This window comes from Leclercia sp. GHBNCSD (assembly GCF_055805075.1).
In genome coordinates this window covers 1,380,682-1,395,001 of record NZ_JBQVYO010000001.1, presented here as the reverse complement: position 1 = coordinate 1,395,001, position 14,320 = coordinate 1,380,682, and the positions used below count along the sequence as shown (strand labels likewise).

The 14,320-nt window shown below is 60.7% G+C and carries 15 protein-coding genes; 8 read left to right on the top strand and 7 right to left on the bottom strand.

Features of this window, described 5'->3' with window-relative positions; genetic code table 11:
- Both ACT3IC_RS06825 and ACT3IC_RS06820 read right to left on the bottom strand, forming a co-directional pair.
- Complete coding sequence (locus ACT3IC_RS06825) at positions 1-1,158, bottom strand: MFS transporter (RefSeq protein ID WP_473476829.1); 1,158 nt, start codon at positions 1,156-1,158, stop codon at positions 1-3.
- Positions 1,155-1,313: a hypothetical protein gene (locus ACT3IC_RS06820; protein ID WP_473476825.1), complete on the bottom strand. Its 159-nt coding sequence runs from the start codon at positions 1,311-1,313 to the stop codon at positions 1,155-1,157. The genes ACT3IC_RS06825 and ACT3IC_RS06820 overlap by 4 nt, the downstream gene beginning before the upstream one ends.
- Positions 1,314-1,411: 98 nt before the next feature.
- Between ACT3IC_RS06820 and ACT3IC_RS06815 the strand changes: the two genes are divergently transcribed.
- On the top strand, positions 1,412-2,182 hold the full coding sequence (locus ACT3IC_RS06815) for a DeoR/GlpR family DNA-binding transcription regulator (RefSeq protein ID WP_473476823.1): 771 nt from the start codon (positions 1,412-1,414) through the stop codon (positions 2,180-2,182).
- On the opposite strand, the gene ACT3IC_RS06810 is transcribed toward ACT3IC_RS06815, so the two are convergent.
- The gene (locus ACT3IC_RS06810; RefSeq protein ID WP_103178086.1) at positions 2,179-2,475 is read right to left on the bottom strand and encodes a hypothetical protein; all 297 of its coding nucleotides are present in this window, start codon (positions 2,473-2,475) and stop codon (positions 2,179-2,181) included. The genes ACT3IC_RS06815 and ACT3IC_RS06810 overlap by 4 nt on opposite strands.
- A gap of 208 nt (positions 2,476-2,683) precedes the next feature.
- On the opposite strand from ACT3IC_RS06810, the gene ACT3IC_RS06805 reads away from it, so the two are divergent.
- A complete protein-coding gene (locus ACT3IC_RS06805; protein WP_473476820.1) occupies positions 2,684-3,805 on the top strand; it encodes a ribosomal protein uL16 3-hydroxylase in 1,122 nt (373 codons plus the stop codon).
- A 41-nt stretch (positions 3,806-3,846) separates the two neighbouring features.
- On the opposite strand, the gene ACT3IC_RS06800 is transcribed toward ACT3IC_RS06805, so the two are convergent.
- Positions 3,847-4,032 carry a DUF2767 domain-containing protein gene (locus ACT3IC_RS06800; RefSeq protein ID WP_103181021.1) on the bottom strand — a complete coding sequence of 62 codons (186 nt, stop codon included), beginning with the start codon at positions 4,030-4,032 and terminating at the stop codon, positions 3,847-3,849.
- Positions 4,033-4,242: 210 nt separating this feature from the next.
- On the opposite strand from ACT3IC_RS06800, the gene ACT3IC_RS06795 reads away from it, so the two are divergent.
- The 3 genes from ACT3IC_RS06795 (at position 4,243) to foxA (ending at position 7,823) form a co-directional block, all read left to right on the top strand.
- Positions 4,243-4,476, top strand: a complete 234-nt coding sequence (locus ACT3IC_RS06795) for a DUF2171 domain-containing protein (RefSeq protein ID WP_103178088.1) — start codon at positions 4,243-4,245, stop codon at positions 4,474-4,476.
- Between the two features lie 137 nt (positions 4,477-4,613).
- Positions 4,614-5,594: a helix-turn-helix domain-containing protein gene (locus ACT3IC_RS06790; RefSeq protein WP_473476815.1), complete on the top strand. Its 981-nt coding sequence runs from the start codon at positions 4,614-4,616 to the stop codon at positions 5,592-5,594.
- Between the two features lie 120 nt (positions 5,595-5,714).
- Positions 5,715-7,823, top strand: coding sequence for a ferrioxamine B receptor FoxA (gene foxA / locus ACT3IC_RS06785; protein ID WP_103178090.1), 2,109 nt, complete (start codon positions 5,715-5,717; stop codon positions 7,821-7,823).
- Between the two features lie 102 nt (positions 7,824-7,925).
- On the opposite strand, the gene ACT3IC_RS06780 is transcribed toward foxA, so the two are convergent.
- Complete coding sequence (locus ACT3IC_RS06780; RefSeq protein ID WP_156653831.1) at positions 7,926-9,341, bottom strand: aminotransferase-like domain-containing protein; 1,416 nt, start codon at positions 9,339-9,341, stop codon at positions 7,926-7,928.
- A 176-nt stretch (positions 9,342-9,517) separates the two neighbouring features.
- On the opposite strand from ACT3IC_RS06780, the gene ACT3IC_RS06775 reads away from it, so the two are divergent.
- Positions 9,518-9,679: a DUF1127 domain-containing protein gene (locus ACT3IC_RS06775; RefSeq protein WP_103178092.1), complete on the top strand. Its 162-nt coding sequence runs from the start codon at positions 9,518-9,520 to the stop codon at positions 9,677-9,679.
- Between the two features lie 94 nt (positions 9,680-9,773).
- Here the strand turns inward: ACT3IC_RS06775 and pdxR are convergent, their stop codons facing one another.
- Positions 9,774-11,165 carry a MocR-like pyridoxine biosynthesis transcription factor PdxR gene (gene pdxR / locus ACT3IC_RS06770; RefSeq protein ID WP_473476811.1) on the bottom strand — a complete coding sequence of 464 codons (1,392 nt, stop codon included), beginning with the start codon at positions 11,163-11,165 and terminating at the stop codon, positions 9,774-9,776.
- Positions 11,166-11,265: 100 nt separating this feature from the next.
- Between pdxR and ACT3IC_RS06765 the strand changes: the two genes are divergently transcribed.
- Positions 11,266-11,745: a carboxymuconolactone decarboxylase family protein gene (locus ACT3IC_RS06765; protein ID WP_103178094.1), complete on the top strand. Its 480-nt coding sequence runs from the start codon at positions 11,266-11,268 to the stop codon at positions 11,743-11,745.
- Here ACT3IC_RS06765 and ACT3IC_RS06760 read toward each other — a convergent pair.
- Complete coding sequence (locus ACT3IC_RS06760; protein ID WP_263951505.1) at positions 11,732-12,634, bottom strand: LysR family transcriptional regulator; 903 nt, start codon at positions 12,632-12,634, stop codon at positions 11,732-11,734. The two genes, ACT3IC_RS06765 and ACT3IC_RS06760, sit on opposite strands and share 14 nt — an antisense overlap.
- 100 nt (positions 12,635-12,734) lie before the next feature.
- Here ACT3IC_RS06760 and ACT3IC_RS06755 point away from each other — a divergent pair, with 100 nt between their 5' ends.
- Positions 12,735-14,150, top strand: a complete 1,416-nt coding sequence (locus ACT3IC_RS06755) for an aldehyde dehydrogenase family protein (protein WP_473476807.1) — start codon at positions 12,735-12,737, stop codon at positions 14,148-14,150.
- Positions 14,151-14,320 lie beyond the last annotated feature (170 nt).

Sequence of the window (14,320 nt, the reverse complement as noted above, 5' to 3'; positions counted from 1 at the left end):
TTATCCCTCGCTGCGGGCGGGTTGAGAGGCGGTGACGGTCACGGAGAGCAGGGCGACGACCAGCATCAGCACCATAATGACCATAAACGCCTGGGTTAAAGAGGTGGCGTGCGCCACGAAACCGATAATTGCGGGCCCGGCGAGCACGCCGAGATAGCCCAGGGTGGTGATAGCCGGGACGGCAACTGCCTGCGGCATGCGGGTCTGGCGGCCAACGGCGGAGAACATCACCGGCACGATATTGGCGCAACCGGCGCCCACCAGCACGTAGCCCAGCAATGACAGCTGCCACTGCGGGACAAAGGTCACCAGCGCAAACCCTGCGGCGGCCACGATGGCGCCCCCCACCACGGCGCGCAGGGCACCGGTGCGGGCGATCAGTTTATCGCCGGTTAAGCGGAAAAAGGTCATCGCCACCGAGAAGCAGGTGAAGCCCAGCCCACCCAGGGATTCAGGCACGCCGCGCACCTCGGTCAGGAACACCGCGCTCCAGTCCAGCACCGTGCCTTCGGCGAGAAACACCGCAAAGCAGATGAGGCCGATCAGCAGCACCACGCCGCGCGGCACGGCAAAGGCCGGGCCAGAGGCGGGATTGGCCCAGGGCAGCAGCCCTTTCAGGCTGAAAGCGAGCATCAGGATAACGCTCAGGATGATGATCAGGCAGGCGACAAAGGCGCTGGCCCCGAGGGTCAATAGCAGGGTCATCGCCCCGGCGCCGGCAATGCCGCCCACGCTGTACATGCCGTGAAAACCAGACATCACCGGCCCGGGGGCGTCGCGCTCAACGATGATCGCCTGAATATTCATGGCGCAGTCCGTCACGCCGACCCCCACGCCGAACAGCAGCAATGCGGCGGCGAGCAGGCGCGGATCCGGGATGATGGCAAGCAGCGGGGTAGTGAGCAGGACGATCGCCATCGCGGTGATAATCACCCGGCGGCAGCCGTAGCGGCTGGTAAGCATCCCGGTGAGCGGCATCGCAATCAGCGCCCCCATCCCCAGACAGAGCAGCAGCGAACCGAGCGTGGCCTCGTTAACGCCGGTATTGGCTTTGGCGAAAGGCACCAGCACCGCCCAGGTGGCGGTGACATAACCGGCAATGAAAAAGACGATCCGGGTGGCAAGCCGCTGGACGGCTCCGGTGGTCTGAGAGGTCATTTCACATCCTTATCAGGTTTCAGTAACGGGGAGGCAGGCGTCTTGCGCTGCACCTTTTCCCCGGCGCGCGCATCTGCGTTCACAGGTTCAAACAGGAAGCCGTCATGGGGCTGTGTGGCGGGCACCTGCTGACGGTAATCATCATAGCGCTTCATTGTGATACTCCGGTTTCGGGCCAGGTGGATTGACAGAGCGCGTCGTCATGCAACATTATGCGCATTGTTGCTCGATTCAAATCCAGAGAAGATAATTTATGCTCGATTATGCAGCTTTCCCGGAACAACGACAAGATCGGATCCGCCAGATCCTGCAAGAAAATGGCCGGGTGGTCTGCGCTGACCTGGCGATCCGCATGCAGGTATCGGAACACACGATTCGCCGTGATTTACATGAGCTTAGCAAAGAAGGATTCTGTAAGAAGGTCTATGGCGGGGCGGTGCTACAGCTGGCCGATGCCGGGAACTTCTACAGCCGCGAGCAGCAAAACCACGCAAAAAAAGCCACGATCGCGCAGAAAGCGGCAACCCTGATCAAGCCGGGCAGCTGTATCTTTATCGATACCGGCACCACCAACCTCGCGCTGGCGAAAGCCCTGCCGCCGGATCTGGCCGTCACCGTGGTGACCAACTCCCCGGCCATCGCCGCGGAACTGCTGCGTCACCCGCTGTGTGAGGTGATTATCACCGGCGGGCAGATCCAGCGCGGCTCCGGCGGTGCGGTGGGTGCCACGGCGGCGAGTCAGATCCAGGGGATGATTTTCGATCAGGCCTTTATCGGTGGCTGCGCGATGGATCCAGGGATGGGGCTGACCGGGTTCGACTTTGCCGACTGCGAGTTCAAAAAAGCGGTGATCGGCCAGAGCAGCCAGACCATTGTGGCGCTCACCACCGATAAAATCCCCGGCGTGGCGCGCTTTGTGGTGGCGAAAAGCCGCGATATCGACGTGCTGGTGGTGGAGGCGAGCCTGGATCAGGAGGCGATTGCGGCGTTTACGGCAGAGGATGTGCGGGTTATCAGCGCCTAACGTACCGCAAACACCACCGCCGTCCAGTTAACGCGCGTAGCAGGCGGAAATTCGGGACAGGGCTGGATCGGCGTGCAGGCGCCCGCCCAGATAAAGGTCTCTTCATCAATCCGGTACCAGTGAGGATTTCCCTGCACCGCATCACCCACCACCGCCGCCTGAATGCGAACCACGCTTCCTTCAGGCAGCTCACCGGCCACAGGTGCGAAAACGGACGGGTTCTCCTTACGGGTATATACCCCCATCAGGGTCTTTACGCTGGCGGAAACCGGCAGTTCAATAAACGGGCTCATCGCAGGCCTCATGACAATACGCTCTTAGTGATTAACGATATAAGTCGCTCTGTAACTTGCGCTCACGATAAAGCGTGAAACTGTCACCCTGTGTCATGCGAATGGCTGAATGCGGCAGGTTTTCATTCCCCCTTGACCCACGACAAGGCAGCGCGGCCCCACCTCTTCCTATAATCACACCCGTTTGTCTTTTTAACTGGTGCTAACCATGGCGTATCAACTCAACCTGAACTGGCCGGAATTTTTAGAAAAATACTGGCAAAAGAAACCCGTTGTCCTCAAAAACGCACTGCCAAATTTTGTCGATCCTATCAGCCCCGATGAGCTGGCAGGGCTGGCGATGGAGCCGGAGGTGGACAGTCGCCTGGTGAGCCATAAAGAGGGCAAATGGCACGCCAGTAACGGTCCGTTCGAGCACTTCGATGGCTTAGGCGAAACCGGCTGGTCGCTGCTGGCGCAGGCGGTTAACCACTGGCACGCCCCTGCCGCCGAGCTGGTGCGTCCGTTCCGCGTGCTGCCGGACTGGCGTCTGGACGATCTGATGATCTCCTTCTCGGTGCCGGGCGGCGGCGTGGGTCCGCATATCGATCAGTACGATGTGTTTATCATCCAGGGGATGGGCAGCCGTCGCTGGCGCGTGGGTGACAAGCTGCCGATGCGTCAGTTCTGCCCGCATCCGGCGCTGCTTCATGTCGATCCTTTTGAGCCGATCATCGACGAAGATCTGGCCCCGGGCGACATTCTCTATATTCCGCCTGGATTCCCCCACGATGGCTTCACCCACGAGACGGCGCTCAACTACTCCGTAGGTTTCCGCGGGCCGAATGGCCGGGATCTGATCAGCAGCTTTGCCGATTACGCGCTGGAAAACGATCTGGGCGGGGAGCACTACAGCGATCCGGATCTCACCTGCCGGGAGCATCCGGGCCGGGTTGAGGCCTATGAGCTTGAGCGTCTGCGCAAGATGATGATCGACATGATCAGCAAACCAGACGATTTTACGCAGTGGTTTGGCAGCTTCATCTCCACGCCGCGCCACGAGCTGGATATTGCCCCGGCGGAACCGGAGTACACCCCGGAAGAGGTGCTCGACGCGCTGACGGGCGGCGAAACGCTGACTCGCCTGAGCGGGTTGCGGGTCCTGAATGTCGGGGGCAGCTTCTTTATCAACAGCGAGCGGCTGGAGGTGTCGGATGCAAACGCAGCAGATGCACTGTGTCGCTACACCGAGCTTAGCCGTGCGGAGCTGGGCGATGCCCTGCGAAATCCGGCATTTGTGGACGAACTGACCGGGCTGATTAACCAGGGTTACTGGTACTTCGACGAGTGATCGCAAAGGCGGCGCGGGGCACAGGCTCCACGCCGCCACCTTTAAGCGGCAAGGATATGACAGGCTTTCCAGTAATCAAGAAGGCGCTCGTCATCAGGTTCTCGCTCCGCTTTACTTTTCATGGCCCGTGCCAGATTCTCTCTCGACACCTCCTGGCCTTTTTGGACGATATCTAAAACCGCTTCACCAAGAGCCAGGGATATTTCGGTACGATTGGTTTCTACCATATATGCCTCCATGTTGAGTGCGTGAAGATAATTATGCGACATAATAACGTGCCTGGAATATTTCTCAGTCGATTCTTATATATTTCGTGCGAACCTAAAACGCGGCGGGAAATAATGTTTCGAAATGCTAATGAGGCGGTCGAAACGTTATTTATGGACTACAGTTAGTTTCGTGTCACACCCGTAGAAACCAAATGAGGAGAATTAATTATGGTAAACCAGAGTGAAATCAAGGACCATGCTCAGGTAATGGCAAGCTGCGGTACCCACGTTGGCACCGTTGACCATCTTGACGGCAACCGCATTAAGCTCGCAAAAAATGACTCCGAGTCTGGCGGTAAACACCATTATATTCCGCTTGAGTGGGTCGATAAAATCGACGGGAATAATGTGGTTCTGACCAAAGACCATAAAGAAGTGTTTGCTGGCTGGCAAGAAGCGTAATAATCGCCAGCACCAGGCGGATATATTTGAGCTCCGGCATTTTGTCGGAGCTTAATATTTATTAAATTTGCCTGCATTGCCGCCGCGTTAAAGGAGTGATACTGTTTTATTTTTAATATGCTTTTCCAGGCGCAGGTATGTCCGACTCAATGCTCCCTCACCCGACCCCCACAGCGAAAAAAACCTTTTCCGTTGCTGACTTTAAGGTCTTTGGCGAGCGCTACGGCATTGACTACCGTTTTCCGCTGCTCACTGATACATGCGCCAGCAGCAGCCCGGTTCTGCACGGCGATGTCGAAGAGATGATTCTGCCGTCCGGCATCTCATTAACCCACTCCGATGTCCGCGTTCTGCAACCCTATGAAACCACCTCCCGCCACAGCAGCCCGCTCTATGTGCTGGTGGTGCTGGAAGGCTGCGTGACCCTGACCCTCAGCGGCAACGTTTATGTGGTGCGCCCGGGCATGGCTTTCAGCGCCAGGCTGAGCGAACAGCAGGCGATGTCTGCCCGTCATGACGCTGATATCGCATTGAAAACTCTCTCTTTTGGGGTTTACCCTGACGATGCCCGTCGTGAAAGCCTGCTCGCCTCTCTGCTGGCGCAGTGGGAGAAGCTTAACGCGCCCACCTTTGTCTGGCAGGTACCGGATTTTGTGCTGGCCGGGATCCAGCATGCCCGCCAGCGCGAGCGCAGCAGCCTGTCGCGGCAGCTGCTGCTGGAAGGAGTCATGTATCAACTGCTGGGCCACGGCCTGCACCTGCGGGAGCAGGAGGGCGCGGCGCGGGTAAGCGCTGCCGGCGGTGAGCATGCCCGGCTGGAGCAGATCCGTCATCTGCTGGCGCAGGCTCCGGAGCAGGAGTACACCCTCGCCCAGCTGGCGGCCCGGGCCGCAATGAGCCCGAGCAGTCTGCGCAGCAAATTCCGTCAGGCCTATGGCTGCACGGTATTCGACTACCTGCGCGACTGCCGCCTCGCGCTGGCGCGCCGCTATCTGCTGGAAGGCCACAGCGTGCAGCAGGCGGCGTGGATGTCGGGCTACCAGCACGCCACCAACTTTGCCACCGCCTTTCGCCGTCGCTACGGCATCTGCCCCGGCGCGGTCCGTAACGGCTGCTAATCCGTTTTTTCCCCATCGCCAACGCCATTCGTGCGGTTTGGCATTGCGCATACGTACTCTGGCAGCGCGCATAGCTATCTTCTAAATGAAAAAGGTAATAATTCTCATTAATAATTAGAAATAGCTCTGGAGATTTTCATGTTCGCTAAATCGCGGCTGGCACTGCTGGTGGGATGGGTTACCGGGAGCGTCGCGCTCCCCCTGATGGCGCAGGAGACGCCAAAAACCGAAACGGTTGTTGTCACCTCGCAGATGCAGAGTGGCGCCACCAAGCTGGCGACGCCGGATATCGAGACCCCGCAGGCGGTGTCGATTGTTACCCGCGAGCAGTTTGAGGAGCAGGGCGCCACCAGCGTCCGCCAGGCGGTGAGCTACACCCCGGGCGTCTACAGCAACCAGATCGGCGCCTCGAACCGCTTCGACTACATCGTGCTGCGCGGCTTCTCCGACGGCAGCCTGGATAACGTCTATCTCGACGGCCTGAAGATGATGGGCGACACCAACTCCCACAGCTCGCTGGTGGTTGACCCGTGGTTCCTGGAAAATATCGAAGTGGTGCGCGGCCCGGCCTCGGTGCTGTATGGCCGCTCGTCGCCGGGGGGGATCGTAGCGCTCACCTCGCGCAAACCGTCGTTCGATCCGGGCGGAGAAATTAAGCTGTTCGCCGGGAACAACGATCAGCGCGGGGCGATGTTTGACGTTACCGGCGCGCTGGACGACGACGACCGCGTGGCGGCCCGTCTGAGCGGTATGACCCGCTATGCCGATTCCCAGTTTGATCCACTCAAAGAGGAGCGTTACGCCCTGATGCCGAGCCTGACCTGGCGCATCACCGATAACACGCGCCTGGATCTGATGGCCTACCTGCACCGCGATCCCGAGGGCGGGAGCCACTCCGGCCTGCCCTATGACGGAACCGTGGTGCCGCACAACGGGAAGATGATCTCTAACACCTTCTTCGAAGGCGAGGACGATTATGACAAGTACGATCGCCGCGAGGATATGGTCGGCTATAACATCGAGCACCTGTTCGACAGCGGCTGGTCGGTGCGCCAGAAGCTGCGCTATCTGCACACCAAAGTGGAGCTGAACCAGGTCTATGCCGCGGGTTGGCTGAACGACACCGAACTCAACCGCGGTTACTCCGGCTCGGACGAGAAGATGAACGCTATCACCCTGGACAACCAGATCGACGGCAGCTTTGATACCTGGGCGGTGAACCACCGGGTGCTGATTGGCCTCGATTACCAGGATCGCAGCAACCACACCACCGGCTATTACGGCAGCTTCCCGCCGATTGACGCTTTTAACCCGGTCTATGGTGCCGGGCCGGAGAGCATCACGATGTACAGCAAGGAGAAGCACAAGCTGCGCCAGACCGGCTACTACCTGCAGGATCAGCTCTCCCTGGACCGCTGGCGCCTGACCCTGGGTGGACGCTATGACCAGGTGAGCGTCTCCAATGTCGACAAGCTGAACGATACCCGCAGCGATCTGGACAAGAATAACTTCAGCAGCCGCGCGGCGCTGCTCTACCTGTTCGATAACGGCATCGCGCCGTATATCAGCTACTCCACCGCCTTTACCCCGACCAGCTTTGCGGATGAGAACGGCGATCTGCTGGACCCGATGAAAGGCAAACAGTGGGAAGCGGGGGTGAAGTTTGAGCCGGAGGGGATGAACAGCCAGTTCAGCGCCTCGGTGTTCCGCATCAACCAGAAAAACATCGCCACCAAAGAGGAGCCGACCGATCCGTACCGCTCCATCGGCGAAATTGAATCGGAAGGGGTGGAGCTGGAAGCGGTAGGGCAACTGACCGACAGCCTGCGCCTGCAGGCGGCGTACACCTATACCGACATCCGCTACAAGAAGAGCAGCCCGGAGGAAGAGGGCAAGCGTGCGGTTTATGCCCCGCGTAATATGGCCAGCGGCTGGCTCAGCTATGACGTGAAAACCGGGCCGCTGGATGGCCTGACGGTGGGCTCCGGTGTGCGTTACGTCAACGGCGTGACCAGTGACCGCATGAATACCCACACCCTGCCGTCATACACCCTGGTGGATCTGGCGGTGGGCTATGACCTGTCGAAGGTGGGGCTGACCGGGGTAAGCGCCCAGCTGAACGTCAACAACCTGACGGACGAAAGCTACGTGGCGGCCTGTAACTCGCTCTCCTACTGCTACTTTGGCGCCGAGCGCAGCATTGTCGGCAGCGTGTCGTGGACGTTCTGATGTGAAAATGCCCGGTGGCGCTGCGCTTACCGGGCCTACAAAAGAGTCGAACCGTAGGCCGGGTCAGGCGCAGCCGCCACCCGGCGAACAGGCCGCACCGCGCTACTCCGCCATCGCAATATTCACCGCTTCCCCCATCTGCTCTACCGCCGCGCGGTGCTTCTCGTTTGGCGGCAGGGCGCAGTTGATCCGCAAACAGTTCCGGTACTTGCCGGAGGCCGAGAAGAGCGATCCGGCGGCGATCTGGATGTTAAACCGCGTCAGCTCCCGCGACACGCAGACCATATCCACATGTTCCGGCAGCTCCACCCACAGCATGTAGCCGCCCATCGGGCGGGTCACACAGATGCCGCAGGGGAAGAACTGCCTGACCCAGCAGGTGTAGGTCTCGATATTCTGCTGGTAGATCTGGCGCATCCGCCGCACGTGGCGGTGGTAATACCCTTCCCGGATAAAGGTAGCCAGTGCCAGCTGGCTGGCGGGCACGTTGGTGCCGCTGGCGGCATACTTCATGTGCATAATCCGGTCGTGATAGCGGCCCGGGGCAATCCACCCCACCCGCAGCCCGGGGGCGACAGTTTTGGTAAAGGAGTTGCACAGCAGCACCCGGCCATCAATGTCCAGCGAGTGAATGGTGGAGGGGCGGGGATATTCGAACGCCAGCTCGCCATAAATATCATCTTCAAAAATGACGATATCGTGCCGCTGGGCCAGCGCCAGCAGCTGACGTTTGCGGGACTCGGGCATGATAAACCCCAGCGGGTTATTGCAGTTGGGCACCACAATCACCCCTTTGATCGGCCACTGCTCCAGCGCCAGCTCCAGGGCTTCGACGCTGATCCCCGTCACCGGATCGGTGGGGATCTCGATCGCCTTGATCCCCAGGCCGCGCAGCATCTGCATGGTGCCGTAGAAAGAGGGGGATTCCAGCGCCACGATGTCGCCGGGCTTACAGATGGTCAGCAGCGCCAGAGAGAGGGCACTGTGGCAGCCGCTGGTGACGATCAGATCGTCGGCGGTGACCACCGATCCGGCGTCCAGCATCAGGCGGGCGATCTGCTCACGCAGTTCGCGTCGCCCGGCGAGTTCGTCATAGCTGAGCACCTCTTTAACGCTATGCTGCACCACCCGGCTCAGCTCTTTCCACAGGGGCTTGAGGCTTGGCTGGGTCAGGTCGGGCTGGCCGCCGCCAAAGGCCGTGATGTCGGTTTTATTGCGCCCCTCCATCAGGGTCAGCACCTCATCCCACTGGGTTACCTCCACCGGGCGCTGCACCGGGCGCGACATCGCCGGCACCGGCGGCTGCGCCTTTCGCGGCGCGACAAAATAGCCCGAGCGCGGCTGGGGGGTGATCAGCTGTAAGTTTTCGAGGATCTGATAGGCCTGCTGTATGGTGCTGATGCTGACCCCGTGCTCCTGGCTCAGGGCACGCACCGAGGGTAAACGCTCCCCGCTGCGATAGAGCCCTTGTTCAATGCGTTCCGCCAGAAGATTGGCCAGATGTTGGTAGCGCGTCATGCTGTATCCCTTATTCTCACCATACAGAAAAGCAAACCGGTACAGATGGCGGTAAAAACTGCCATGCAGTTCCTGTTTTAGACGATCTGTATGTTAAAAAAAAGTAATTTTTGAATCTGTATTGGAAGGTGTGGGATCCGTGATGATAACCCCTCAGACCCCCCGAGGAGAGCATCATGGAATTCCACGAAAATCGAGCCAAACGCCCCTTTGCGATCTTTATCTGGATGGGAAAAGCCCTCGTCCGCTGGTATCGCATCAACCGCACGCGCCGGATTTTGAGCAAGTTAAGTGATGAACATTTAAAAGACATCGGGCTGTCACGGTATGATTTGTAGCCTGCGCAGTTATCGCCGGGTGACGCTGCGCTTACCGGGCCTACAAGGGCACGAACCGTAGGCCGGGTAAGGCGTAGCCGCCACCCGGCGCTTGTCAGCGCAACAGTGCCAGCGTCTGCTGTTTCGGTTTTTCCAGCAAAGCCACCGCCTCCTGATACGACCGCACGTTGTTATACCCCATCACCAGCCCGTAGCGTTTGCCCGACCCGCTGTACCACGCCGACAGGGCGTTCACCTGGAGCTGATGCTGTTGCCAGCAGTGGGCGATCTCCTGGTCACAGCTGCCTTTGGTTAAGAACGCCACGATATGCATTCCCCCATCGTTCTGTTCGGTGAAGAAGCGGTCGCCATAGACTGCGTGCAGGGCGGCAATCATCCAGTCGCGTCGCTGTTGATAGAGGGCGCGCATCTTTTTCAGATGGCGGAAGAAGTGGCCCTCGTTGAGGAAAGTGGTGAGGATCTTTTGCGTCAGCACCGGCTGGCCGCTGGCGAGCAGATCGGCGCAGTCGTTAAAAGCCGTTACCGTGCTGGCGGGCATCACCACATAGCCAAGGCGCAGGGACGGCATCACGGTTTTGCTGAAGGTGCCCATGTAGATCACCCGATCCTGTCGATCGAGGCTTTTCAGCGACGGCAGCACCTTGCGGGTGTAGTGAAACTCGCCGTCATAGTCATCCTCAATGATCCACGCCTCGTTGCGGGTGGCCCAGTCGAGCAGTTGCTGACGGCGCGGCAGCGAGAGAGTGACCGCCAGCGGGCTCTGGTGCGACGGGGTGACGATGGCAAACCGGGCGTCGGCGTGGTGGCGCAGCAGGTAGTCTGTGTCCATCCCCGCGCGATCTACCGGCACCGTATAGAGGCGGGGCACGATGCGCCGCAGCAGTTGCTGGCCCATAAAATAGCCCGGATCTTCAAACACCACCTTGTCGTTGCGGCTGGCGAGGGTATCGAGGATCAGGCGCAGGCTGCCGCTGTAGCCGCTGGTGATCAGCACCTGATCCGGCGTGCAGGTCAGCCCGCGAGAGATGTTCAGGTAGCGGGCAATCGCCTGGCGCAGGGGAGCCCAGCCCATCACCGGCGGGTTGAGCATCTCCTCCTGGCGCATGGCGCGCACCGCCTGGCCCGCCAGCAGCAGCCATTTTTTGTAGGGAAAGCTGTCCAGCGCCGGGATGCCGGGGCGTAAAAAGCCGGCCCGTTCGCGCTGGCTGACCAGGGACTCCGGTAACGTGCCGGTGACGGGATCGTCGGGCGGCGGTGGCGCGGCGGGGAGGTTTAAGTCCGGGTTCACCCGGGTGCCACGCGCCCCCTGGCTCACCAGATACCCCTCGCCGATGAGAATGGCATAGGCGGTTTCCACCGTTTTGCGCGCGACCTTCAGCTCCTCCGCCAGCACGCGAATGGCGGGCACCTTGTCGCCGGGCTTCAGTATGCCGCGGGTGATATTGTCCCGGTAGCGGGTATAGATCTGGTGATAGCCCGGTTTCATGTCCTACCTCGTTTCGCGGTTTTTGTATCTTTTTACTATGTCATGAACGGCGTAAATTTGCCCCATCGCATGACCTGTACCGCACAAAAGAGGAAAGACCATGAGCACTCGCGTTAACCACCATAAAGCCACACCTGCCCTCGCTAAAGCGCTCTCCGACCTGAGCATGGCAGTGAGCCAGACCTCCATCGACCCGGCGCTGAAGCACCTGATCGACATTCGTGTCTCCCAGCTCAACGGCTGTACCTTCTGTCTGGATATGCACGCGAAAGAGGCGAAAATTGCGGGCGAGCGTGAGCTGCGCCTCTACCATCTGGCCGCATGGCGCGAATCCCCGCTGTTCAGCGCCCGGGAAAAAGCGGCGCTGGCCTTCGCCGAAGCGCTGACGCAGATTGGCCCGCACGGGATCAGCGATGTCCTCTACCGCAGCGTGGCGGAACACTACTCGGAAAAGGAGATTTCAGAGCTGAACTTTGCCATTGTGGCGATCAACGCCTGGAACCGCTTAGGCATCACCTCCCGTATGGAACCGGGCTCCCTCGACGGTGCCTACGGCCTCAACAAGGCTAACCTCGAGTAAGACCCCGCTCGCGGATCATCGCCACCAGCGCCTGCAACCCAGGCGGGACGTGACGATGGCCAGGGTAATAGAGACGCAGTCCGGCAAAGGGCTGCGTCCACTCCTCCAGCACGCTCACCAGTTCCCCGCTTTGCAGCTCCTGTTGAATATAGAGTTCCGGTAAAAATCCTACCCCCAGTCCGGCTTTTACCGCCCGGATCGAGGCAAACAGATCCGAGGTGGCAAAACGGGGCACCACCGCCAGGGCAATCTGCTCTCCGCGCCGCTCCAGCTCCCAGCGGTAGATCCCGCCGTGCGCCATCCGCATGCCGATCCCCTGATGTTGCAGCAGATCGTCCGGCGTAAGCGGAATGCCGTGACGGGCAAAATAGTCTGGCGTGGCGGTGATGAGCTGGCGGATATCGGGGGTAAGCGGCACGGCGATCATATCCTGCGGGACCGATTCCGCGAGGCGGATCCCGGCGTCGTACCCTTCCGCCACGATATCGATCATCCGCGCTTCGCTTACCGCTTCGACGCGCATTTTCGGGTAGCGGATCATGTAGTCGATCAGCAGCGCGTCCAGGAACAGGGCGCCGACGTTGTTCGGCACGTTCAGGCGCAGGATGCCGGCGGGCTCGTCGGGATCGCTGTGGATCTCCAGGCTGGCCTGGCGGATCTCCTGCAAGGCAGGCCCCACGCGCGCGACAAAGCGTTGCCCCGCCTCGGTGAGGGCCACGCTGCGGGTCGTGCGATTGAACAGGCGCGTTTGCAGGCGGCTTTCGAGCCCGGCAATGGCGTTACTCGCGGCGGTGGCCGACATCCCCAGCTCCTGGGCGGCGGCGCGAAAGCTGCCGCGACGCACTACGGCCATGACCACTTCCAGCTCTGTCAGTCCTGAACGGTGCATAGATTATCCTGAAAATCGAAACAACCTTTGCAGCATAGCGTGGATTATCGTCACAGAGAAGGCGTGTCAGACTCGCTTTATCCAGTCTGGGGAGGTCGCTATGCATCACATCGAACAGGTTTATATCAACGGGGAGTTTGTCACTCCACACGGCACCGAGCGCTTCGATTTGTATAACCCGGCGACGGCGCGCGTCATCGGTCAGGTGCGTCTGGCCGACGCGGTGGATGGCGAACGTGCCATTGCCGCGGCCAGAGCCGCGTTTCCGGCGTGGTCGAAAACCACAAAGCAGGTGCGCATTGCCGCCCTGCAACGGATGCACGCGGCGGTGGCCGCCCGCCACGACGATCTGCTGGAGGCGGTGGTTGAGGAGTACGGTGCCCCCGCATCACGCTCGGCCTGGATGGCGAGCTATCCGGCGGAGGTGATTGCCCAGGCCATTGCGGCGCTGGAGGCGTTCGAATTTACGACCGTCGCGGGTGCGGCCAGAGTAGAGATGACCCCGCTGGGCGTCGCCGGGCTTATCACCCCGTGGAACAGCGATGCGGGCTTTATCTGCGGCAAACTGGCGGCGGCGCTGGCCGCAGGCTGCACCGCGGTGATCAAGCCCAGCGAGATGAGCGCCCTGCAGACGCAGATTGTGACCGAGGCGCTGCACGCCGCAGATCTACCGCCGGGGGTGTTTAACATCGTTACCGGGCGCGGCGATACGGTGGGGGAGACGATTAGCCGTCACCCCCATGTGGCAAAAATCTCCTTTACCGGATCGACCCGGACCGGCAAAGCGATCCTGCGCAACGCGGCGGAGAACTTTACCCGCGTCACCCTCGAGTTAGGCGGTAAATCGCCGACGCTGATTCTCGACGATGCCGATATCAAACAGGCGATCCCGCTGGCGGTCCAGGCCGGGCTGATGAACAGCGGCCAGGCGTGTGTGGCCGGTACGCGTATTCTGGTACCGCAGTCGCGTAAGGCTGAATTCGAGCAGGCGCTGGCGCTGGCTGTCGCGGCGGTGGCGTCGGGCGATCCGCGCGATGCGAAGACCGTGGTCGGTCCGATGGTGAGCGAGAGACAGTGGCAGCGGGTGCAGGGCTATATTCAGAAAGGGCTGGCTGAGGGGGCGCGTTTGCTGGCGGGCGGGGTAGGGCGGCCGGAGGGCACCCGGGATGGCTGGTTTGTCCGGCCAACGCTGTTCACCGATGTGCATAACCAGATGGCTATCGCCCGGGATGAGATTTTTGGTCCGGTGCTGTGCGTGATCGCCTACCGCGATGAGGCGGAGGCCATCGCCATTGCCAACGACACCGACTATGGCCTGAGCGCGCTGGTGCTCGGCGGCGACAGCGGGCGTGCCCGCCGCGTGGCGCAGCAGATCCAGGCGGGTCGCGTGCTGGTCAATACCCTCACACACGAGCCCAAAGCGCCGTTTGGCGGATTTAAGCACTCCGGCGTGGGGCGCGAGATGGGGGCCTGGGGCATCAGCGCGTTTATGGAGCCGAAGTCGATCCTCAGCTAAAAAACGCCCGGCGGCGCAAGCTTGCCGGGCCTACGGTTCGTGCCTGGGTAGGCCGGGTAAGCGCAGCGCCACCCGGCGGTTCCAGCGTATCGATGCCACAACCGCCATTCCGTAGGCCGGGTAAGCGCAGCGCCACCCGGCAACCCCCGGCGCACGAAAGCGACATTTCG